The organism is Streptomyces sp. NPDC101152 (assembly GCF_044768275.1).
GTDB lineage: Bacteria > Actinomycetota > Actinomycetes > Streptomycetales > Streptomycetaceae > Streptomyces.
This window is the reverse complement of sequence record NZ_JBIWPO010000004.1, coordinates 99,994-122,007: the sequence shown is the minus strand read 5'-3', so window position 1 is coordinate 122,007 and position 22,014 is coordinate 99,994. Positions and strand designations below refer to the sequence as shown.

The window sequence follows — 22,014 nt, the reverse complement described above, 5'->3', positions numbered from 1 at the left end:
GGATGAAATCCGCTGCTCCTGACGTTGGTGCCTTCCGGTAGAGCAGGTCTGCAGGAAGGCACAGGCGTGAGTCAGCAGCAGGGATGGGCACGGCGACTGGCGGGGTATGCCTGGCGGTACCCCAAGGACGTCGTCCTCGCCCTCGGCTCCTCGCTCGCCGGCATGGCCGTGACGGCGCTGGTCCCGCTGGTCACCAAGGTGATCATCGACGACGTCATCGGCGACCACAGCCGGCGCATGGCCCCCTGGGCCGCGGCGCTGGTCGGTGCCGCCGTCCTCGTCTACGTCTCCACCTACGTCCGCCGCTACTACGGCGGCCGTCTCGCGCTCGACGTCCAGCACGACCTGCGGACCGAGATGTTCGAGACGATCACCCGGCTCGACGGCCGACGGCAGGACGAGCTGTCCACCGGGCAGGTCGTCGGGCGGGCCACCAGCGACCTGCAGCTCATCCAGGGGCTGCTCTTCATGCTCCCGATGACCATCGGGAACGTCCTGCTGTTCGTGATCTCGCTGGTGATCATGGCCTGGCTGTCGCCGCTCCTCACGCTCGTCGCCCTCGCCGTCGCCCCCGCGCTGTGGTGGATCGCCAAGCGCAGCCGCTCCCGGCTGCACCCCGCCACCTGGTACGCGCAGGCGCAGGCGGCCGCCGTCGCCGGCGTGGTCGACGGCGCCGTCAGCGGCGTACGCGTGGTGAAGGGGTTCGGGCAGGAGGAGCAGGAGACCGGGAAGCTCCGGGAGGTCGGGCGGCGGCTGTTCGCCGGGCGGCTGCGGACCGTGCGGCTGAACAGCACGTACACCCCAGCCCTCCAGGCCGTCCCCGCGCTCGGTCAGGTCGCCATGCTGGCGCTCGGCGGGTGGCTGGCCGTGCGGGGGCACATCACGCTCGGCACCTTCGTCGCCTTCTCCACCTACCTCGCCCAGCTCGTCGGCCCGGTCCGCATGCTCGCCTTCGTGCTCACGATCGGCCAGCAGGCCCGGGCCGGCACCGAGCGCGTCCTGGAGCTGATCGACACCGAGCCGACCCTGCGGGAGGGCACGAAGGACCTGCCCGCCGACGCGCCCGCCACCGTCGAGTTCGACGACGTCTCGTTCGGGTACGACCACGAGCGGCCCGTCCTGGAAGGGCTGAGCTTCGAGATCCGGCCCGGCGAGACCCTCGCGGTCGTCGGCTCCTCCGGCTCCGGGAAGTCCACCGTCTCCCTCCTGCTGCCGCGCTTCTACGACGTCACCCACGGCGCCGTCCTGATCGGCGGCCACGACGTCCGCGAACTGACCTTCGACTCGCTGCGGGCGGCGATCGGGCTGGTCCCCGAGGACTCCTTCCTCTTCTCCGACACCGTCCGCAACAACATCGCCTACGGCCGCCCCGACGCGAGCGACGAGGAGGTCGAGGCCGCCGCCCGCGCCGCCCAGGCGGACCGGTTCATCCGGGAGCTGCCCGACGGCTACGCCACCAAGGTAGGGGAGCACGGTCTGACCCTCTCCGGCGGCCAGCGCCAGCGCGTCGCCCTCGCCCGCGCGATCCTCACCGACCCGCGCCTGCTCGTCCTCGACGACGCCACCTCCGCCGTGGACGCCCGCGTCGAGCATGAGATCCACGAGGCGCTGAAGCAGGTCATGCGGGGCCGCACGACCCTGCTCATCGCGCACCGCCGTTCCACCCTGAACCTCGCCGACCGCATCGCCGTCCTCGACGGCGGTCGGCTCGCCGACCTCGGCACCCACGAGGAACTGCAGGAACGGTCAGCGCTCTACCGCCGCCTGCTCACCGACCCCGACGAGCTCGGCGGGGTCTCGCCCGGCCACGCCCGGCCCGCCGTGCCCGCCGAGGACACCTCCGTACGGGAGGAGCTGGACGCCGAGTTCGACGCCGAGCGCGGGGTGACCCCGCGGCTGTGGACCGGCGACCGGGAACCCAAGGACACCGCGCTGGCCGGGACGCCGGCCACGCCGGAACTCCTCGCCCAGGTCGAGGCGCTGCCCCCGGCGACCGACACCCCGGACATCGACGAGGCGCGGGCGGTCATGCCCGAGGAGTCGTACGGACTGCGCCGGCTGCTGCGGGGCTTCGGGGCGCCCCTGCTGATCAGCCTCGGGCTGGTCGCCGTCGACGCCGGCATGGGGCTGCTGCTGCCCGTGCTGATCCGGCACGGCATCGACAAGGGCGTGGACGCGATGGCCCTCGGGGCCGTCTGGTCGGCCTCCCTGCTCGGGCTGCTCGCGGTGGTGGCGCAGTGGGCGGCGCAGGTGGGGGAGACCCGGATGACCGGGCGGACGGGTGAACGCGTCCTGTACTCGCTGCGCCTGAAGATCTTCGCCCAGCTCCAGCGGCTCGGACTCGACTACTACGAGCGGGAGTTGACGGGCCGGATCATGACCCGGATGACGACCGACGTGGACGCGTTGTCCACCTTCCTGCAGACCGGGCTCGTCACCGCGTTCGTCTCGCTGGTCACCTTCTTCGGCATCCTGGTCGTCCTGCTGGTGATCGACGTGCAGCTAGCCCTCGTCGTCTTCGCGACCCTGCCGCCGTTGATCGTGGCCACGTTCTTCTTCCGCCGGGCGAGCGTGAAGGCGTACGAACTCGCCCGGGAACGGGTGTCGTTGGTCAACGCGGACCTGCAGGAGTCGGTGTCCGGGCTGCGGATCGTGCAGGCCTTCGGGCGCGAGCGGGACGGCGCGGCGCGGTTCGCGGAGCGCAGCGCCGACTACCGCAGGGCGCGGGTGCGCGGGCAGTGGCTGATCTCGGTCTACTTCCCGTTCGTGCAGCTGCTGTCCTCCGTCGCGGCGGCGGCGGTGCTGGTCGCGGGCGCGGGCCGGATCGAGGCCGCCACCCTCACGACCGGTGCGCTGGTCGCCTACCTGCTGTACATCGACCTGTTCTTCGCGCCGGTCCAGCAGCTGTCCCAGGTCTTCGACGGCTACCAGCAGGCCACCGTGTCCCTCGGCCGCATCCAGGAACTGCTGCGCGAACCGACCTCCACCCAGGCCGCCGAGAAACCCCTCGAGGTCCTCTCCCTGCGCGGCGACATCGCCTTCGAGGACGTGCACTTCGCCTACGGCGACGACGAGGAGGCCCTGACGGGCGTCCGGTTGACCATCCCGGCGGGCCAGACGGTCGCGTTCGTCGGCGAGACGGGCGCCGGCAAGTCGACCCTCGTGAAGCTCGTGGCGCGCTTCTACGACCCCACCGGCGGCCGGGTGACGGTCGACGGCACGGACCTGCGGGCCCTGGACATCACCTCCTACCGGCACCGGCTCGGCGTCGTCCCCCAGGAGGCGTACCTCTTCCAGGGCACCGTCCGCGACGCCATCGCCTACGGCCGCCCCGACGCGACGGACGCCGAGGTGGAGGCGGCGGCCCGGGCGGTCGGCGCGCACGAGATGATCGCGACCCTCGACGGCGGATACCTCCACGAGGTCGCCGAGCGCGGCCGCAACCTCTCGGCCGGACAACGGCAGTTGATCGCGCTGGCCCGCGCGGAACTCGTCGACCCCGACATACTGCTCCTCGACGAGGCGACCGCCGCCCTCGACCTGGCCACGGAGGCCCAGGTCAACCGGGCGACCGACCGCCTCGCCGGCCGCCGCACGACCCTCGTGGTGGCCCACCGCCTGACCACCGCCGCCCGCGCCGACCGCGTGGTGGTGATGGACCACGGGCGCGTGGTCGAGGACGGCACCCACATCGAGCTGCTCGAACGGGGCGGCCGGTACGCGGAGTTGTGGCGGACGTTCGTGGGGGAGGACGAGCCCTTGGCGGCGTGACCCGAGCGCTCGGTCGCTGTGGGGTGGCTGTGGGATTCCTGTCGGGAAGCTGACGGTCGCGCAACCGTCCGACATACGTCCTGCGTCCGTACACCCGTACGCTCTTTGTCGGTCGTAAGGGGAGACGACAGTGGACACAGGTGCGATACGGCGACGGACGGCGCTCGGTCTGACCGTGCTGACCGCGTCGGGACTGTTGGCGCTTGCCGCACCGGGGAGCGCGCAGGCCGACCCGTACTGCTCCGGGCGCAAGGTGAGGGACCTGACCTTCTCCACCGGCGTCGTGCACGTCTACAAGGCCAACGGCTACGTCTGCGCCGTGACGTTCCCGAAGCAGGCCTCCAGCGTCAAGCGCTCCATGTCGGTGAGCGTTCAGGCGCGCGGCAACCGTCCCGTCGTGGACAGCGGGCAGTACAGCCACCACGCGGGGCCGGTGATGGTGCACGCGGGGCACCGGTGCGTGTGGATCAAGGGGTCGGTGGACGCGGGGTCGGTGAGCTCGGGCTGGATTCTCTGCTGACGCGGTTCACAGGCGCCGGGCGCAGCCCACCGGCGTCCCGCCGTCGAGGTGGACGTACAGGTCCGTCGACGGCGGGCATGCCGTGCGGCGGGTGACCGCCTTGACGACCTTGTACTGCGGCTTCCTCGCGCCGCTCCCGTCACAGGCCGTCTCCCGGACCTGTCCGTTGCCGGAGCCGTAGACGCAGTCGCCGACGATGGTGAGCGGGCCGCCCCCGCCGCCCGGGTCGCCGGGATGGGGTGGCTCCAGGTTGCGCATACAGGCGTACCCCTGCGGCACCGAACCGTCGCCGGTCGCGCCGGAGGGCGGGCTCTGCGCGCTGATGTGCAGCACGAAGTCCGTCGTCGCCGGGCACAGCGGACCGTCGGCCACCGTGCCGTCGTACCGCGCCACCACCCGCGCCGCCGCCCGCTCGCTGGTGCACGGCACCTCGGTGAAGCTCGTCGTGCCGAAGGAACTGCACTCGCCGACCCCGAGGAACACCGCCCCGTACCCGGAGGGCCGGCTCGCGGTCGGGCTCGGTGCCGTACTCGGTCCGCCGTCCTTGCCGGAGGCGGACGACAGCGCCTGGCAGCCGGTCAGCAACGCGACGACCAGCACCAGCGGTGCGCAGACCACCCCCACCGAACATCTCTCACGCATAGCGATCCGATCCCCCCGGGCACCTCCCCAAGCACCCACGCCCAGCGTGACCCCCCTCGGTCGGTCACGCCAGACGCGCGGGAGGCATTGGGCCCCTTGAGGGTCGCACGCCGAGGGCGTGACGTACGGCGCCTACGCCCCCTCCAGTACCACGGCCCGCGGCCCGCGAGGTACGGCACCCGCGCCGGAGGAGAAGGGGCCGCCATCGGCGCTTTGGAGGGGGGCGCGCCGATGGCGGCTGTGCTGCCGGCCGCAGTACGGCGGAGAGGGTGGGTCAGCGATCGCAGCCAGCAGCGAGGGCCGACACCGCACGGCGGAGACTCATCCGACAGCTTGCGGGTTGGACGAACCGTACGGGGAGAGGGTTCCCCCCTTTCCGGCGATTCCGGCAAGTCGGTACCGGTGTGTCCAACGGGACGCGTGAGCCGTCCCAGGTGGTGAAAGGTCCGGTGCTGGAGGGCGCGTTGGTGCGCCTGGAGGAGCCGCTGGAGCACCGGTACGGGGCCGACCTCGCGCTGGCCGCGGAGGAGGGGCGCGGGACCTACGGGTTCACCTGGGCGCCGAGGGCCGACGAAGTGGACGGCTATGCAGTCGGAGCGGGCAGCGCGATTCGCCCGACGCTCCCCATCGCCGTCACCGCCGCCCCCGACCCGTTCTCGTCACGCGGGCCCCGTCACATCGGCCCGGCGCCGGCCCCTCACGCCGACTCGTTGAGCAGACGCCCCAGATGCTCCCGCCCCGCGGCCAGCAGGTCCGGGAGCGGTGCCGCCTCCTCGTACCAGCGCTTCTCGTACTCCCAGCACAGCCAGCCGTCCCAGCCGTGCCGGGACAGGACCTCGACGCAGTCGGTGAGCGGCAGGACGCCGGCGCCGAGGGCGAGCGGGGTCTTGTCCTCGGCGGAGGCGATGTCCTTGACCTGGACGTAGCCGAGGTAGGGCGAGAGGGCCGCGTAGGTCTCCGCGGGCTGTTCGCCGCCGAGCCAGGTGTGCATGACGTCCCAGAGGGAGCCCACGTACCGGTGCCCGACCAGCCCCAGGACCCGGATCGCGTCGGCTCCCGTGCGGTGCGAGTCGTGGGTCTCGAGCAGGATGCGGACGCCGAGGTCGGCGGCGTACTCGGCGGCGGTGCCGAGCCGGCGGGCGGCGATGGCGTCGGCGCGCTCGCGGGTCTGCTCGGGATCGGCGCCGGGGAAGACCCTGACGTACGGCGCGCCGAGGTCGTGGGCGAGGTCGAGAAGGCCGCGCATGTCGTCGATCACGGGCCCGTCGTCGCCGGGCGCCGCCACGCGGGCGTACCCCGCGAGCCCCAGGATCTCGATGCCGCCCGCCTTGAACTCGGCGGCGACGTCGGCACGTTGGTCGGCGTCGATGCCGGGGTGCACGGGTTCCTCGGGGTGGGCGCGCAGTTCGACGCCGTGGTAGCCGTGGGTGGCCGCGAGCCGGACCACGTCCGGGACGGGCAGGCCGGGGACGCCGAGGGTGGAGAACGCCAGTCGCATGGTCCCTACTGTCACTCGTGGGTGCGCTACAGGTCCAGGCGCCGGGCCTGGCCGATCGGGTCCCCCCTACCCCGGGGGCCCGGACTCACCCCCGCCCCCTTCCTGCTCCCTCATTCCCGCGGGCCGCCGTGCAGGTCCAGCCGCCAGTCCTGTCCGGTGAGGTCCTTGCCGAACGACCGGTGCGGCTTCTCGGCGACCAGGACGAAGCCGTGGCGCTGGTAGACGCGCCGGGCGGCGGCGAGTACGTCGTTGGTCCACAGGACGAGCTCGCGGTAGCCGACGCCGCGCGCGAAGTCGATGACCGCGTCGACCAGCCGGTCGCCGATGCCGAGCCCGCGTGCCTCCGGTTCGACGAGCAGCAGCCGCAGCCTGGCCGTGCCGGGCGCATCGTCCCGTACACACATCACGCACCCCACCGGACGCCCGTCCAGCTCGGCGATCCACACCCGCTCCAGATGCGGGTCGTGGTCCTCGGCGAAGTCGGCGACGATCCGTGCGACGAGCCCCTCGTAGTCGGTGTTCCAGCCGAACTCGGCGGCGTACAGGGCCGCGTTGCGCGACACGATCCAGCCGAGGTCGCCGGGGACGGGGTCTCGCAGCAGCACGTCCTCGCGGCGCGGCGGACGCCCCTCGGAGAGGATCTCGCGGACGGTGAGCATCGCCTCCGCGAGCCGCGGCCGGTCGGCGGACGGAACGGTGGACAGCAGTGCGGCGACCGACTCGTTGGCGCGCTCGGCGAGCAGGTCGGCGGTCTCGCGGCCGCGGGCGGTGAGCGTGATGTGCCGGCGCCGGGGATCGCTGGTGGAGGTCGTGCGCTCGATCAGCCCGGCGTCCTCGAATTTGTTCAGGATCCGGCTCAAGTACCCGGCGTCCAGCGAGAGTTCACTGCGCAGATCGGCAGCGTCGGTACGCGGGGAGTGGGCGAGCTCGTAGATGACGCGGGATTCGGTGAGGGTGTACGGCGCGTACAGCTGGCGGCTGTAGTCCAGGGCGCCGATGACGTTCGTGTAGAAGCGGTTGAAGGTGCGGATGTCCTGAACTGTCATACCGGCCGCCCCCTGGATGGTTGACTCAGTCAGAGATACCGATGCCTCGAGGGTAGGACACCCGCAGCGTCGGGGCCACACCTCCGGGGTCGGTCCTTTTCCGGGAGCAGGCCGGAGCTCCCTCGACACTCATCGGCGCACGTGCCGCCGGCCACCGGTCAGGCCGGCCTGGCTCGGCGGGCTGGGCTGGACGCCGATGGGCGTCGACCTCTCCCTCGGTCGACTGCGTCACGCGGTACGGCGTTTGCCGGTCGCCGCGGCCGACGCGACGGCATTGCCGCTGGCGGACGCTTCGGTGCCGGCCGCGGTGTGCGTGCTGGCCGGCACGGACGTACCCGTGGGCGCCTTCGCGGAACGTGGCGGCGCCTCGGTCGTGGTGGGCTCCGGCTATGCCACCCGCCCCGCCGCGCGCCCCGGACGGCGTTCCGGACCTCTTCGGCTTCCTGGCACTGAAACCGGAACCCGGAAACCGAGTGACCGGACCGGAGCGAGCCGTCCAGGGCCGGTCCCCCGTCCCAGGCCGATCCGCCTCTCAGCCTCCCCCGGCTCCCCTCACCCCCGAGGCACCCCGGTAGACCCCCGTACCATCAGCTCCCCACCGACCGTCGCGATCCCTCCGGGCGGCGCGTCCTCCCGCCCCATCGCGATGCGTCCCGCTCGGGCCCCCGCCTCCGCCAGCGGCAGCCGTACCGTCGTCAGTGCCGGTACCGCGTCCACGCTGAAGGGCAGGTCGTCGAAACCGGCGACCGAGACGTCCTGCGGGATCCGCAGCCCCGACTCCCGCAGCGCCGCGCACGCGCCCAGCGCGACGGAGTCGTTGGCGGCGACCACGGCCGTGAGCCCCGGGTCCCGGCGCAGCAGCTCCAGCGTCGCCTCGTAGCCCGACTGCCGGTCGTAGCGCCCCCAGACCGTCCAGCGGGGGTCGTCCTCGATCCCGGCGGCCGCCAGCGCGGCGCGGTGCCCCTCCAGCCGGTGCCGGGTCGTCGTCCGCTCCTCCGGGCCCGCGATGTAGCCGAGCCGCCGGTGCCCGAGCCCGATCAGGTGCTCGGTCAGCCGCTGTCCGCCGCCGCGGTTGTCGAAGGTCAGCGCGATCGCCCCGGTGTCCGGCGCCGGCGGCCGCCCGCACAGCACCACGCGTGTCCCGGCGTCCGTCAGTTTCGTCAGCTTCGCGGCCACCGCCGCCGCGTGCGGCTGGTTCTCGACGGCCCCGCCGGTCAGCACGACGGCGGCCGCCCGCTGCCGCTGCAGCAGCGTCAGGTACGTCAACTCGCGTTCCGGCGAACCCCCGGTGTTGCAGACCACCGCCAGCCGCTCGCCGCCCGCCCGGCCCCCGGGCCCGCCGATCTCCGACTGGATCGCGCTCGCCATGATCCCGAAGAAGGGGTCCGCGATGTCGTTGACCAGGATCCCGACCAGGTCGGAGGTCGCCGCCGCCAGCGCGCTCGCCGGGCCGTTGAGTACGTAGTCCAGCTCGTCGACCGCCTTCAGCACCCGCTCGCGGGTGGATGCCGCCACGGGATAGTTCCCGTTCAGCACGCGCGACACCGTCGCGGGCGAGACCTGCGCGCGCGCCGCCACGTCCGCCAGGGTCACCGTCATCTCGTCGTCCTCCGGTCGCGCATCCTCGTACGTCCACGTGCGTGCCCGTACGTGCTCGTAGACAGGGCCGTGAGCGGCCATGGTTCCGAATGTTTTCGAGCCGACCTTACGGGTCAGGCTCTCCGTTGTTCGCCCCCTCGAACAACTCGACTACGTCACGGTCTTGTCCAGACCACGTTCAGAGGCTAGCTTCTTAGGTGATAGAAAGCGCTTGCTGTGACGCTCACCTGTAGGAGACAGGGCGTACGCGGCGCGGACACCGCGTACGGAGGGAATGACGTGACACGCAAGACGGTGCGCATCGCCATGAACGGCGTGACCGGCCGCATGGGTTACCGCCAGCATCTGGTCCGCTCGATCCTGGCCATCCGGGAACAGGGCGGCCTCGACCTCGGCGACGGCACCGTGCTGTGGCCCGAGCCGATCCTGGTCGGCCGCCGCGAGCACGTACTGCGGGCGCTCGCCGAACAGCACGGCCTGGAGCACGTCTCCACGGACGTCGACGAGGTCCTCGCCGACCCGACCGTCGACATCTACTTCGACGCCCAGGTGACCTCGGCGCGCGAGGACGCGATCAAGAAGGCGATCGCGGCCGGAAAGCACATCTACACCGAGAAGCCCACCGCGACCGGCATCGAGGGCGCCCTGGAGCTGGCCCGCCTCGCCAAGGACGCGGGCATCAAGCACGGCGTCGTCCAGGACAAGCTCTTCCTCCCCGGCCTGCTCAAGCTCAAGCGTCTCATCGACGGAGGCTTCTTCGGCCGGATCCTGTCCGTGCGCGGCGAGTTCGGCTACTGGGTCTTCGAGGGCGACTGGCAGACGGCTCAGCGCCCGTCCTGGAACTACCGCGCCGAGGACGGCGGCGGCATCGTCGTCGACATGTTCCCGCACTGGGAGTACGTCCTGCACGAGCTGTTCGGCCGCGTGAAGTCCGTCCAGGCCATCGCCACCACCCACATCCCGCAGCGCTGGGACGAGAACGGCAAGCCCTACGACGCGACGGCCGACGACGCCGCGTACGGCATCTTCGAACTCGACGGCGGAGCGATCGCCCAGATCAACTCCTCCTGGGCCGTCCGCGTGGGCCGCGACGAGCTGGTGGAGTTCCAGGTCGACGGCACCGAGGGCTCGGCCGTCGCGGGCCTGCGCAACTGCCGCGTCCAGCACCGCTCCCTGACCCCCAAGCCGGTCTGGAACCCCGACATCCCCGCCACCTACTCCTTCCGCGACCAGTGGCAGGAGGTCCCGGACAACGAGGAGTTCGACAACGGCTTCAAGGCCCAGTGGGAGCTGTTCCTCAAGCACGTCTACGCCGGTGCCGACTACCACTGGGACCTCCTCGCCGGCGCCCGCGGCGTCCAGCTCGCCGAACTGGGCCTGAAGTCCTCGGCCCAGGGCGCCCGTCTCGACGTACCGGAGATCTCGCTGTGACCGTCCGACTCCCCGACCTCAAGGGCGGACTGCGGGCGTACGAGCCCCGCTCCGAGCCGCTGGACCTGACGCCCGGCGCGCCGCTCACCTCCCGTACGGTCTTCTCGGCGGCCCACGTCGTCGCCGACCCCTACGCCGACGTGTCGCCCGACTCGCCCGCCGCCGTCGACTGGGACGCCACCCTCGCCTTCCGCCGCCACCTGTGGTCGCACGGGCTCGGCGTCGCCGAGGCCATGGACACCGCCCAGCGCGGAATGGGCCTGGACTGGGCGGGCGCGGCCGAGCTGATCCGCCGCAGCGCCGCCGAGGCGAAGGCGGTCGGCGGCCGCATCGCCTGCGGGGTCGGCACCGACCAGATCACCGCCGGGTCCCTCGCGGAGGTCCGGGCGGCCTACGAGGAGCAGCTCGCGCTCGTCGAGGAGTCCGGCGCCCAGGCGATCCTGATGGCCTCCCGCGCCCTCGCCGCCGCCGCCCGCGGCCCCGAGGACTACCTGGAGGTCTACGGCCACCTCCTGCGCCAGGCCACCGAACCGGTCGTCCTGCACTGGCTCGGCCCGATGTTCGACCCGGCGCTGGAGGGCTACTGGGGCTCGTCCGACCTGGACGCGGCCACCGACACCTTCCTGGAGGTCATCGCCGCGCACCCCGACAAGGTGGACGGCATCAAGGTGTCGCTGCTGGAGGCGCAGCGCGAGATCGACATCCGCCGCCGCCTCCCGCAGGGGGTGCGCTGCTACACGGGCGACGACTTCAACTACCCCGAGCTGATCGCCGGGGACGAGAAGGGCTTCAGCCACGCCCTGCTCGGCATCTTCGACCCGCTGGGTCCGCTGGCGGCGGAGGCGGTACGGGTACTGGACACCGGGAACACGGCGGGCTTCCGTGAGCTGCTGGACCCGACCGTCGAGCTCTCCCGGCACCTCTTCCAGACCCCGACCCGCTTCTACAAGACGGGCGTCGTCCTCCTGGCCTGGCTGGCCGGCCACCAGTCGCACTTCACCATGGTCGGCGGCCTCCAGTCGGCCCGCTCCCTGCCGCACCTGGCCCGCGCCTACGAACTCGCCGACGGCCTGGGCCTGTTCCCCGACCCGAAGCTCGCGGAGGAACGGATGAAGAACCTGCTCTCGCTGTACGGGGTGAACCAGTGACCCAGCTCGACCTGTCCCGCTTCTCCATCAACCAGATGACGGTGAAGCAGTTGTCGATGCCCGAACTGGTGGACGCCTGCCTGCAGTTGGGTGTCCCCGGCGTCGGCCTCTGGCGCGAGCCCGTCCAGTCGTACGGCGTGGAGGCGACCGCCAAGCTGGTCCGCGACGCCGGCCTGGCGGTCACCACCCTGTGCCGGGGCGGCTTCTTCACGGCGATCGACCCGGCCGAGCGGGCGGCCGCCCTGGACGACAACCGCCGCGCGATCGACGAGGCGGCCACGCTGGGCACCGAGGTGCTGGTCCTGGTGTCCGGCGGCCTCCCCGCCGGCTCCAAGGACCTGCACGGCGCGCGGGAACGCATCGCCGACGCCCTCGCCGAACTGGGCCCGTACGCCGAGCAGCACGGCGTGCGCCTCGCCATCGAACCGCTCCACCCGATGTACGCCGCCGACCGTTGCGTGGTCTCCACCCTCGCCCAGGCCCTCGACCTCGCCGAACGCTTCCCCGCCCACCAGGTCGGCGTCACGGTGGACACGTACCACATCTGGTGGGACGACAACGCGCCCGCGCAGATCGCCCGGGCCGGCGCCGGCGGCCGTATCCACACCTTCCAGCTGGCCGACTGGACCACCCCGCTCCCGGAGGGCGTCCTCAACGGCCGCGGACAGATCGGGGACGGCTCGATCGACATGCGGGAGTGGAAGGGCCACATGGAGGCGGCCGGCTACACCGGCCCCATCGAGGTCGAGCTCTTCAACGACGGGCTGTGGGCACGGGACGGACGGGAGGTGCTGGAGGAGACGGCCCGGCGGTTCGTGCAGCACGCGATCTCCTGAGCCCGAGCCGGAAAAAAATTCCCGGAACGCCGTACAACCCTTCTCCCACCTCGCCGGTCGTACTTGGCGTCAGGACTCTTGGAGGGGGATCTGGGGGGATCGCGGGGGTTCTGATGGTGGAGGGGAAAAGCCGAGGGGGCCCGGTCGACGGATCGGGCCCCCTCGAATTTGTCACCGTGTTCGTCACCGTGCGGGTGACCGTGTGGGTGATCACGCGGGGCTAGAAGAACACCCCGCACCTGAGCAGCACGTTCGCGTACGGTCGTGCCTCGCCCGTGCGGACCACCAGGCGGGCGTCCGCCGAGAGTTCCTTGAGACGCTCGTGGGAGACCAGTTCCAGGTCGGGGAACTCGTTCTCCAGCAGCGCCGACACCGCGGGATTGGCGCCCTGGATCTCCTTGGCTGCGGTGGCGCCCTCCACCACCAGCTCGGCCAGCAGCCCGTCCAGCACCACCGCGAAGGACGGCACCCCGGCACGGAACGCGAGGTCGACGACCCGGGGTCCGTTCGGTATCGGCATGCCGGCGTCGCAGATCAGCACCCCGTCCCCGTGGCCCAGCTCGGCGAGCGCACCGGAGAGGTGGCGGTTGAGGATTCCTGCCTTCTTCACAGGGCCTCGACCTCCTCGGCCGTCGGGAAGGACACCTGCGCGCCCTCCCGGGTGACCGCGGCCGCCCCGACCCGCGCCGCGTACGCCGCGGCCTCGGCGAGCGACGCGCCCGCCCCCAGCCGGAACGCCAGCGCCGCCGTGAAGGCGTCCCCCGCGCCGGTCGTGTCCACCGCGTCCACCTTCACCGACGGCACCCGTGTCACCCCCTCCGAGGAGGCCACCAGCGCTCCCTCCGCCCCCAGGGTGACCACCACGGAGCGCGGGCCGCGGGCCAGCAGGATGCGGGCCCAGTCCTCGGGGCGGTCACCGACCGCGGAGTCACCGAGGATCACCCTCGCCTCGTGCTCGTTGACGATCAGCGGGTCGCAGGCCGCCATCACCTCGGCCGGCAGCGGTCGCGGCGGCGACGGGTTCAGCACGAAACGGTTGTCGGGAGTCAGACTGCGCACGACCTCCACGACCGTCTCCAGCGGGATCTCCAGCTGCGCCGACACCACCCGCGCGGCCTGGAAGAGACACGCGGCGGCCTTGACGTCCCCCGGCGCCAGCCGGCCGTTCGCACCCGGCGACACCACGATGCTGTTGTCCCCGGACGGATCGACGGTGATCAGCGCGACCCCCGTCGGCGCCCCGCCCACCAGCACCCCCACCGTGTCCACCCCGGCCGCCCGCTGCGAGTCCAGCAGCAGCCGGCCGTACGCGTCGTCGCCGACCCGGGCCAGCAGCGTCGTACGGGCGCCGAGCCGGGCGGCCGCGACGGCCTGGTTGGCGCCCTTGCCGCCCGGGTGGACGGCCAGGTCGGAGCCGAGCACGGTCTCGCCGGGTCCCGGCCGCCGCTCGACGCCGATCACGAGGTCGGCGTTGGCCGATCCCACGACCAGTAGGTCGTAGTCGTACATGAATAAGACTCCCCAGGATGAGTGACCCAGATACGCGATCCAGATGAGCGATCCGGGCGGACGGTCTCCCCTGACCGCCCGCCCGTTCCCCGCCGTCGGCCGTGAAGACCGTCGGCCGTTGTCAACCGTCAGCCGCTGAAGCCGACCACGTTCTGCTGGGTGACCACCTTCACCGGCACCTTCACCGTCTCCTCGACTTTCTTGCCTTGTAGCGCCTTCAGCGCGTTGTCCACGGCGATCCTGCCAAGTTGCGAGGGCTGTTGTGCCACGGACGCGTACAACGTGCCCCCTTGGACCGCCTTCAGGCCGTCCGGGGTGCTGTCGAACCCGACGACCTGGACCGCCTTTCCGGCCTTGGAGCCGAGCGCCTTGATCGCGCCGAGGGCCGTCTCGTCGTTGGCGGCGATGACGCCCTGCTGCCGGAAGGCGGACGCGTTGAGCAGGTTCAGCCGTTGCGGAGCACCGCCAGGATCAGCGCTCCGAGGAGCGTGCCGGGCGCCTTGCCGGTGCCGCCGAGGAGCGAGGCGCCGCCGATGACTGCGTCAACGCCGTGCGTGGCGGACCTTCAGCCGTCCGTACCCCATGACCCCGGAGATCCGGATCCGCGGCCCGCCCGGAGAGGAGCGCTGCCTGGGCTTGTATCTCGGGTCCTTCCACTCGGTGCGCAGATCCTCGAACTCGACGATCGCGTCGCGCGGCACCGTGATCCTGGCCCTGCCGTAAGGGAGTTGCAGCTCGATGTCGACGACAGGGTGCTCGATGACGGCCCGAGACAGGTCAAGCGCCACCTTTCCGTACGCGGACTCGACCTTGAGGAACCGCGGCACCCGCCACGCGCCGCGTCGCCGGATCCACCCGCTGGCGACGGCGATCGTGGACGTGGTGGCAGGCTTCTGCGCCGGGAGCGAGGCGATGGCCGACACGAGTTCGCCGCGCGTCGTGACGGTGAGCACCTGATGGAGGCGTTCGTCCATCTCCTCGTGCGAGATGTGCCCTTCGGCGTATGCCTCCTGCAGGCGGTTCACGGCCGTGTCACGGTCGTCTTCGCCGATGGGGGACAGCGGGTCTTCCGGCGGCAGGGAGGTCATCGTGCAACTGTAGTGCCGCTCTACGACGCGACGGCGAGCCTGTGCGGTCGGAGCTCTGGCAGGCCTTGGGCGCCGGCGCCAGGTCGGATGAGCAGGTGTCGATCAATCATCGGTGGGCCTCCACAGCCACCTCAGGGCGTCCGGCAGGAGGACGCCGCCGTGGTTGGTGCTGTGGCCGCCGTCTCCGAGGACGAGGCGGAAGTCGTAGCCCGCTTCGCCAAGAGCGGCGGCCACGCGCAGGTTCTCGGCGAGCCAGTTCTGTTCTGGCTCGTTCCAGTGCAGGTCGCGGTGGCCGGCCTGCATGAAGATGCGCAGCGGCTTGCGGGGAGCGCGGGAGACGAGGTCCGGGTAGGGATTGCCGCCCGGCATCTGCGCGAAGCTCGACAGGTATCCGATGACACGGCGGAACCTGTCGGGGCGCAACCACGCCGCGGTGAAGGCGCAGTTGCCGCCGCTGCTCCCGCCGCAGATGCCCCACCTCTCGGGTGCCTCGGCGAGGGAACAGCGCTCCGCAACCAGCGGGATGATCTCCGTAAGGAGGAAGGTGACGTATCGATCGTCGAAGGCGTCGTATTCGTTGTTGCGGTTCTTGGAGTTGTTGGAGTTCTCGGGGTTCTCCGCGTCGGGGAAGACGCCGGGATCGACGAACAGGCCGATCGTGACGGGTATGTCGCCGCGGTGGATGAGGTTGTCCAGGACGATCGCGCCGCGTACCTCCCCTGCGGGGTCCAGGTACCACCATCCGTCCTGGAACACCATCAAGGACGCCGGTTCCGCCGGGTCGTACTGTGCGGGCACATGCACCCAGAACTTCCGGAACGTTCCGGGGTAGACCTCGCTGCCCCTCCACTCGAACGCGACCGTCTCGCCGGTGGGCACGCCCGGCTGTGGAGCGGAATCGGGTCCGTGGAGGTAGCGCACGTCCGACTGGTCGATCGGAAGTGGTTGATAGGGCATCTCGATTGTCACGGGGAGCAACCGTAGGGCGGTCACCACCCTTGACCGCAAGGGGAATTCCCCCACGTCGTTCGAAGGCCCGCCGCCGAGAAAACCGGTTGCGATCGACCCGCATCGGACGTCTCATGGAGCGGCCCCTGATCAGGGAGGGAACTTGAGGACGCCGCTGCCCACCCCCTCGTTGCACACCGCTCGCCTTCGGCTGCGTGCCTTCGCAGACGCGGATGCGGACGACCTCTTCGCCCTGCACAGCAGCGCCCACGTGCTGCGCTACTGGGACTCACCACCGTGGAGCGAACGCGGCCGCGCCGAGAAGTTCATCACCGCCTGCCGGCAGATGGCAGAGGAGGGCACGGGGGCGCGGCTGGCCGTAGAGCGTGTCTCCGACGGGGCGTTCATCGGCTGGTGCAGCCTGAGCAGGTGGAACCCGGGCTACCGCAGCGCGGCGCTCGGCTACTGCTACGACGACGCGGCGTGGGGCCACGGCTACGCGACCGAGGCCGCGCACGCTCTGCTGCGGTGGGCGTTCGACACGCTGGACCTCAACCGCGTCCAGGCCGAGGCCGACACCCGCAACGTGGCCTCGGCCCGGGTGCTGGAGAAGCTCGGCTTCGTGCGGGAAGGGACGTTGCGGGAGGACTGTGTCGTCAACGGCGAGGTCTCCGACTCGTGGGTCTACGGGCTGATCAGGCGTGAGTGGCAGCCGTCGAGAAGCATCGGCTCAGGTCAGTAGAGAAGCGAGCCTGCTCCAGCCCTCCCTCGGGAGGAACTCTCGCGTCGGTGTGCTGCCGTGCACGAGCTGGAGGGCCACGTGGTCCGCCCCCGCGGCGATGTACTCGTCGATGCGGGCGCGGATCCGTGCCTCGTCGCCCCAGGCGTAGACCGCGTCGATGAGGCGGTCGCTGCCGCCGTTCGCCAGGTCGTCCTCCGTGAAGCCGTTGCGGAGGAAGTTGTTGGTGTAGTTGGGGAGGGCCAGGTACATGGCGAGGTAGTCGCGGGCCAGGGTGCGGGCCCGGGCGGGGTCCGACTCCAGGACGACCTTCAGCTCCGGGGCCAGCAGCGGGCCGTCGCCCAGGCGCTCGCGGGACCTGGCCGTCTGGTCGGCGGTGACCAGGTACGGGATGGAGCCGGCGGCGCGTTCCCGGGCGAGGTCGATGGTCTTGGGGCCGAGGGCCGCGAGGAGGCGACGGTCGGCGGGTTGGCCGGCCTCGTCCAGGGCGTCCAGGTAGGACACCAGGGCCGAGTAGGGGCGCCGGTACTGCTCCGCGAACTTGGCGTGGCTGACGCCGAGGCCCAGGACGAAGCGGCCGGGATGGGCGGAGTCCAGCTCCGCGAAGCTCGCGGCGGCGTCGGCGGCCTCGTGCTCCCAGATGCTCTGGATGCTGGTGCCGACCACGATCCGGGAGGTCGCCTCGATCAGCGGGGCGGCGTCGCGGGCGGAGGAGTTGCCGCCGAGCCAGAGCGCGCCGTAGCCCAGTTCCTCCAACTCCACGGCTGCTTCGGCGAGTTCAGCGTTGCGGGACGGGTCCCCGGAGTGCAGGGCGGTGCTCCAGATGCCGTACCGTCCGACGGTTTCCTTCACGTTGCCGGTCATGAGTGACGTTTCCCTCCGGTCGGTGTGCGGGACAGCCGTACACCGGTGGCAACCGGGGGGTGCCGCCGGATCTTCCCGGCCACCTCGACGGATGTGCGCGTCGCGGATTGGCGGAAGATGTGGCCTACCGAGGCTTGCGGTACGAGAACTCGGCCTTCCCGAGCCGCTTTCCCTGCCCGTCCGTCCGCACCATTTTCAACTCGTTCACGGAGCCCTTCAACTTGGCGTGGTACCGATAGAACTTGTCGGTGGGCGTGAGCATGTGGCAGACCAGTTGATTACCGGTGACGGTGTACAGGCCCCGTACATTGGTGGCTCTTGAGTTGTCGAAGCCGCGTAGTGCGGCCTGCGTGGCTTCGTGGAATCTCCGTGCGGAGCCGAAGCCGTGACGGTAACTCACCGTGAATTCGAACACCTCGCCACCATCAGTGAAGTACAGGCACCTGTCCACGTCTTCGGTAGGCATGCCGATGATGAACTCGCCACGCGTACCGGGACGGCTGTAGACCCCGTCCAGTCGCGGCATCACCTTGGCGCCGGCCCGCCATTCGTCTGATGTGTGCCGCGGGTAACCGCGCGCCACGACGGTGCCGGAGTCGCGGGGCACACCGATGTATCCGAAGCTCTGGCACGGAGCCGTGCTGTCGTAGACCCCGCAGGAAGGGCAGCTGAACTCGTCGCACGCGAAGCGCACCAGCGGGACGCCGTGCATCACGTAGACGTTGTTCATATTCCAGGGCCACCGGAAGGCGTCGATCGGGTGACCGTGGCTGCACTCCACGAAGCGCTCCGGCGAGTTCTCCAGAGTTTCCCGGAACCGGTTCATCTCCGCCTCGGTGACCGGATATGGCAATGCATTCATGATCCCCTCCCCTGGGGGCCGGCCCGCGACCCGAAAACGCCTCCACCGATCACGGAGCCCGCTCGGGCGGCAGTCAGGCTGTCTGCCAGTTCGAAGCCCGGGTATGCCGCTTTCCAGACTTCCCGGCGGACGACCACGTGAACCAAAGCCCACGGCGACCCGATGTCGAACCGGTGCTGCCGGCACCGGGCGAGTCTCCCTGGTCCTCATGTGTGGTTGAGGGCGATGAGCAGGTGGTGTCGATAGGCGCCGCAGGGTGTGTCGGAGCTTTGCCCTACGCTTCACCCACCGGTCACAGGGCCGGCACGGCCGCATCCCGGCCGCACCCTTGGGGGGTCAATTCCCGTGCGTATCCGCACACTTCTGGCTGCCGTCATGACGGCAGCCCTCTTCGGTTCCGTACTGCTCGGCGCCGGACCCGCGGCTGCCGACATCAGCGTGCCGATCGGAGTCAGCGACGTCCGCGACACCGTCGTCGACGGTGCCCACCAGCACCTGTACATCAGCGGCGACAGCGAGATCGCCGTCGTCGACTACACAGGCAAGGTGGTCCAGACACTCACCGGCCTGCCCGAGGTGTCGGACCTCCAACTGAGCCCGGACGGCGGCACCTTGTACGCCGCGGTCACCGGCGCCGACAAGATCGTCGCCTTCGACACGGCGACGCTCACGCAGACCGCCGAGTACCCGACCGGCGCAAAGACGGCGCCGCGCCACATCGCCCTGACACAGGGCCGGATCTGGTTCGGCTACGGCGACCAGTGGGATTCCGGGCTCGGCGAGGTCGACCTGACCACGAGTCCGGCGAGCGTGAAGCTCGACCTCGCCGGCGGCCACGACTTCGCCAGCACACCGATGCTGTACGCCGACCCGGCGAACCCGGACACCCTGGTCGCTCTGGACGGCGGGATCAGCACCGGGCCGATCGTCGTCTACGACGTCTCCTCCGGCACGCCGACCATCCGCGTCAGCGTGAACGAGAACGGCTTCTACCAGGACGCCGCGCTCACCCCCGGCGGGCAGTCGATCGTCGTGGTCGGACAGGGCTACCGAGCGGTCACCGAGTACCGGCTCTCCGACCTGGCCGAGGTGCGCGAGTACCCGGTCAAGGGCGAGCCGGAGACCGTCACCGTCGCCCCGGACGGCACCATCGCCGCGACCACGCTGGACACCGACAACACCGGCGACACCTATGTCTTCCCCGGCGGCGCCGACGCCCCGGCCAGCGTCCGTAACCTGTCGGACGCCTGGATGCCTTGGGGCGGGCATTCCACAGCCTGGTCCGCAGACGGCACCAGCCTGTTCGTGCTGACCGGATCGTCCGGTTCCATGCAGTTCCACATGGTGAACGAACCACGCAAGTACGTCACCAAACTCGCCCTCAACGCCCCGGCCACCGCCCCGCGCGCGAAGACGCTCACCGTCAGTGGCACCCTCACCGCCGGTCTCGTACCCCCGGCCGGGACACCGGTGAACGTGGTGCGCACCGACCTGCTCTCCCCGACGGGCAAGTCCCTGGGTACCACGAAGCTGGGCTCCAACGGCGCGTTCTCCTTCACCGACGCGCCACCGGCAGGCGGCACGGTTCGCTACACCGTCACGTATCCCGGGGACGGTGCGCGCACCCCGGCGACCGCCTCGGACACCGTCACCGTCTCCCGACCCACGCCCGTCCTGACGCTCACCAACAACCTGAAGACGTACGACTACGGAAAGAACGTCGTCTTCACCGCCCACCTCGGCGCCACCTACGCCAACCGCACGGTGGAGATCTGGGCCGATCCCTACGGCGCCGACAAGCCCAACAAGCTGATCAAGAGCGGCAAGGTGGATGCGCACGGCAACCTGACGGCGACCGTCAACATGTCCCGCGACACCGCGGTGACCGCCGTCTTCAAGGGCGATGCCCGCTACAGCCCGCGAAACGTCAAGTCCGCCGCCTACGCGCAGGTGAGGACGGCCAGCTCGCTGTCCAAGTACTACCGCACGGGAACGATCGGTTCGACCCCCTACCGCTACTACCACAAGAAGACCGACGCGATCCTGACCACCACGATGACGTACTACACGGGCCGCAAGGAACGCCTGGACCTCCAGGTCTACTCCGACGGCAAGTGGTACACGACGGACTCGGAGTACTTCGCCCTCGGTACGGACGGCAAGTGCATCGTCAATCTCGGCCACCCCGGAACGGCGGGCGTCCGCGCCCGGGTCCGCACGTCGTACATCGATCCCGCCTCCGGCGACAACGTGAACACCACGACGTACGGTGCCTGGCAGTACTTCTACTTCACCAACTGAACAACGCAGCCCCAGGACAGGCGGCGGCACGGACAGCCGCGCCGCCGCACGCGCTACGGCAGGAGTTGACCCGCGAAGTACGGCATCGTCATCCGCTACGAATTCGACGCCTCCTGGCTGCAACTGAGCCGCGAGCAGCGCGGCGCGAAACGGGAGGTCTTCCAGAAGGAGATCGTCGGACCGTTCGCCGACAAGTTGTCGGTCCGTCACTTCGACGCCGAGGCGTTCGCCACGGACTACTCCGACTTCCTGTTCGTCGAGACCGAGGACATCAAGACCTACTACTACTTCATCGAAAAGCTACGGGACAGCGAGTTCATCGCCCAGGGCTGGCTGCGCCTGCGCGACATCTCCATCGGCCTGCAAGACGGCTACCAGGAATACGAGAACGACCGAACCTGACCAGTTCGAGAGCTGTGGGTGAGCGGTTCAGTTCTCGCCGCAGCGGTTGAGATTGTTCCTTGCCGTGTTGCGGATCCGTTTGGTGCGGCCGAGTTCGGCGAGGATCTTGACGGCCTCGCCGCTCGGGCCGGCGGCGGTCTTGAGCTGGAGCCAGTTGGATGACGCGAGCAGGTCGTGTCGCTGCCAGGGCAGCTTGAGCGTTACGGCGCGGAAGAGTGACCACTCGTGCAGGCGCTGGGCCAGGAAGAGGTGGTCGATCGTGGCCCGGGTCATCGCCTGTGCCCATCCATCGTAAGAGGGACCCGAGTAGAGGTCGGTGGCCCGACGGTCCAGGTGCTGAAGCACGGCGGACTGGGCCATCGTCTGGTCCGGGTCAGTGAGCACGCGGCTGACCAGGTTGACCTCGTCCGAGTCGACAACGTCCCCCAGCTTGGAGAGATAGGCCGCGAAGCGGACGTGCTCGTCCGGATTCTGCAGGATGTCGTGGACGTTCATGCGGCTTGTTCCTCGCGTTCAACCAGGACGCCGTTCTCGAACTGTGCGCCGGCGCGGACCAGAGAGTTGCCCACGCCCCGCCCTCGGCATGCTTCCAGAGAGCCCGCCGGAACACATCCGCCCACGTAACTCCTTTACCTTCAACGCCTGAAGGCTCAGACCCTGCAGGTAGGACCACTCCACGTCGTTCATGGGCGTGGACTGTTCCCAGGGCACCGCCCTTGAGACGGTCGTCGCCCGGCGCGGCACGTCAGATTTGATGCCGTCGGCAAGTGCAAGACCCGGGCGGACACCCCTGACGACCATGACGTCGCC

General features: G+C 70.5%; 19 protein-coding genes and 1 pseudogene. 8 read left to right on the top strand and 12 right to left on the bottom strand.

The features are described 5' to 3' along the window. Positions 1–66: 66 nt before the first annotated feature. Together ACIRVK_RS06860 and ACIRVK_RS06855 are read left to right on the top strand one after the other, a co-directional pair. Positions 67–3,771 (top strand): ABC transporter ATP-binding protein, encoded by a 3,705-nt coding sequence (locus tag ACIRVK_RS06860; protein WP_404244359.1) that lies wholly within the window; start codon positions 67–69, stop codon positions 3,769–3,771. Between the two features lie 130 nt (positions 3,772–3,901). Further along, the gene (locus tag ACIRVK_RS06855) at positions 3,902–4,291 is read left to right on the top strand and encodes a hypothetical protein (protein WP_404244358.1); all 390 of its coding nucleotides are present in this window, start codon (positions 3,902–3,904) and stop codon (positions 4,289–4,291) included. Positions 4,292–4,297: 6 nt separating this feature from the next. On the opposite strand, the gene ACIRVK_RS06850 is transcribed toward ACIRVK_RS06855, so the two are convergent. The 4 genes from ACIRVK_RS06850 to ACIRVK_RS06835 all read right to left on the bottom strand — a co-directional run bounded on the left by ACIRVK_RS06850 (position 4,298) and on the right by ACIRVK_RS06835 (position 9,076). Then, the gene (locus tag ACIRVK_RS06850) at positions 4,298–4,933 is read right to left on the bottom strand and encodes a hypothetical protein (protein WP_404244357.1); all 636 of its coding nucleotides are present in this window, start codon (positions 4,931–4,933) and stop codon (positions 4,298–4,300) included. 697 nt (positions 4,934–5,630) lie between these two features. Then, a complete protein-coding gene (locus tag ACIRVK_RS06845) occupies positions 5,631–6,431 on the bottom strand; it encodes a sugar phosphate isomerase/epimerase family protein (RefSeq protein ID WP_404244356.1) in 801 nt (266 codons plus the stop codon). Between the two features lie 110 nt (positions 6,432–6,541). Then, the gene (locus tag ACIRVK_RS06840; protein WP_404244355.1) at positions 6,542–7,477 is read right to left on the bottom strand and encodes a GNAT family N-acetyltransferase; all 936 of its coding nucleotides are present in this window, start codon (positions 7,475–7,477) and stop codon (positions 6,542–6,544) included. 552 nt (positions 7,478–8,029) lie between these two features. Beyond that, a complete protein-coding gene (locus ACIRVK_RS06835) occupies positions 8,030–9,076 on the bottom strand; it encodes a LacI family DNA-binding transcriptional regulator (protein WP_404244569.1) in 1,047 nt (348 codons plus the stop codon). Positions 9,077–9,355: 279 nt separating this feature from the next. On the opposite strand from ACIRVK_RS06835, the gene ACIRVK_RS06830 reads away from it, so the two are divergent. Genes ACIRVK_RS06830 through ACIRVK_RS06820 form a run of 3 tightly spaced genes read left to right on the top strand, consistent with a single transcriptional unit; the run spans position 9,356 to position 12,491 of the window. After that, positions 9,356–10,507 (top strand): Gfo/Idh/MocA family protein, encoded by a 1,152-nt coding sequence (locus ACIRVK_RS06830; protein WP_404244354.1) that lies wholly within the window; start codon positions 9,356–9,358, stop codon positions 10,505–10,507. Then, entirely contained in the window at positions 10,504–11,655 is a 1,152-nt protein-coding gene (locus tag ACIRVK_RS06825) for a dihydrodipicolinate synthase family protein (protein WP_404244353.1), read from the top strand. The genes ACIRVK_RS06830 and ACIRVK_RS06825 overlap by 4 nt, the downstream gene beginning before the upstream one ends. A gap of 35 nt (positions 11,656–11,690) precedes the next feature. Then, complete coding sequence (locus tag ACIRVK_RS06820; protein WP_404244568.1) at positions 11,691–12,491, top strand: sugar phosphate isomerase/epimerase family protein; 801 nt, start codon at positions 11,691–11,693, stop codon at positions 12,489–12,491. 220 nt (positions 12,492–12,711) lie between these two features. Here the strand turns inward: ACIRVK_RS06820 and rbsD are convergent, their stop codons facing one another. The 5 genes and pseudogenes from rbsD to ACIRVK_RS06795 form a co-directional block, all read right to left on the bottom strand. Beyond that, on the bottom strand, positions 12,712–13,101 hold the full coding sequence (rbsD, locus tag ACIRVK_RS06815; RefSeq protein WP_404244352.1) for a D-ribose pyranase: 390 nt from the start codon (positions 13,099–13,101) through the stop codon (positions 12,712–12,714). Further along, a complete protein-coding gene (locus ACIRVK_RS06810) occupies positions 13,098–14,000 on the bottom strand; it encodes a ribokinase (RefSeq protein ID WP_404244351.1) in 903 nt (300 codons plus the stop codon). Before ACIRVK_RS06810 ends, rbsD begins: the two co-directional genes overlap by 4 nt. A 128-nt stretch (positions 14,001–14,128) precedes the next feature. Continuing rightward, a pseudogene (locus ACIRVK_RS06805) lies at positions 14,129–14,485 on the bottom strand (substrate-binding domain-containing protein); the annotation flags it as partial. A 57-nt stretch (positions 14,486–14,542) separates the two neighbouring features. Next, complete coding sequence (locus tag ACIRVK_RS06800; RefSeq protein WP_404244350.1) at positions 14,543–15,088, bottom strand: DUF1707 domain-containing protein; 546 nt, start codon at positions 15,086–15,088, stop codon at positions 14,543–14,545. 102 nt (positions 15,089–15,190) lie between these two features. Beyond that, a complete protein-coding gene (locus tag ACIRVK_RS06795) occupies positions 15,191–16,057 on the bottom strand; it encodes an alpha/beta hydrolase (RefSeq protein ID WP_404244349.1) in 867 nt (288 codons plus the stop codon). Positions 16,058–16,199: 142 nt separating this feature from the next. Between ACIRVK_RS06795 and ACIRVK_RS06790 the strand changes: the two genes are divergently transcribed. Continuing rightward, the gene (locus tag ACIRVK_RS06790; protein ID WP_404244348.1) at positions 16,200–16,778 is read left to right on the top strand and encodes a GNAT family N-acetyltransferase; all 579 of its coding nucleotides are present in this window, start codon (positions 16,200–16,202) and stop codon (positions 16,776–16,778) included. Here ACIRVK_RS06790 and ACIRVK_RS06785 read toward each other — a convergent pair. Next, on the bottom strand, positions 16,767–17,639 hold the full coding sequence (locus tag ACIRVK_RS06785; RefSeq protein ID WP_404244347.1) for an LLM class F420-dependent oxidoreductase: 873 nt from the start codon (positions 17,637–17,639) through the stop codon (positions 16,767–16,769). The genes ACIRVK_RS06790 and ACIRVK_RS06785 overlap by 12 nt on opposite strands. Positions 17,640–17,763: 124 nt before the next feature. After that, on the bottom strand, positions 17,764–18,501 hold the full coding sequence (locus ACIRVK_RS06780) for a hypothetical protein (protein WP_404244346.1): 738 nt from the start codon (positions 18,499–18,501) through the stop codon (positions 17,764–17,766). Between the two features lie 375 nt (positions 18,502–18,876). Between ACIRVK_RS06780 and ACIRVK_RS06775 the strand changes: the two genes are divergently transcribed. Together ACIRVK_RS06775 and ACIRVK_RS06770 are read left to right on the top strand one after the other, a co-directional pair. Further along, positions 18,877–20,802 carry a beta-propeller fold lactonase family protein gene (locus tag ACIRVK_RS06775; RefSeq protein WP_404244345.1) on the top strand — a complete coding sequence of 642 codons (1,926 nt, stop codon included), beginning with the start codon at positions 18,877–18,879 and terminating at the stop codon, positions 20,800–20,802. Positions 20,803–20,886: 84 nt separating this feature from the next. Then, positions 20,887–21,204, top strand: coding sequence for a darcynin family protein (locus tag ACIRVK_RS06770; RefSeq protein ID WP_404244567.1), 318 nt, complete (start codon positions 20,887–20,889; stop codon positions 21,202–21,204). Between the two features lie 27 nt (positions 21,205–21,231). On the opposite strand, the gene ACIRVK_RS06765 is transcribed toward ACIRVK_RS06770, so the two are convergent. Then, entirely contained in the window at positions 21,232–21,699 is a 468-nt protein-coding gene (locus ACIRVK_RS06765; RefSeq protein WP_404244344.1) for a hypothetical protein, read from the bottom strand. Between the last annotated feature and the right edge of the window lie 315 nt (positions 21,700–22,014).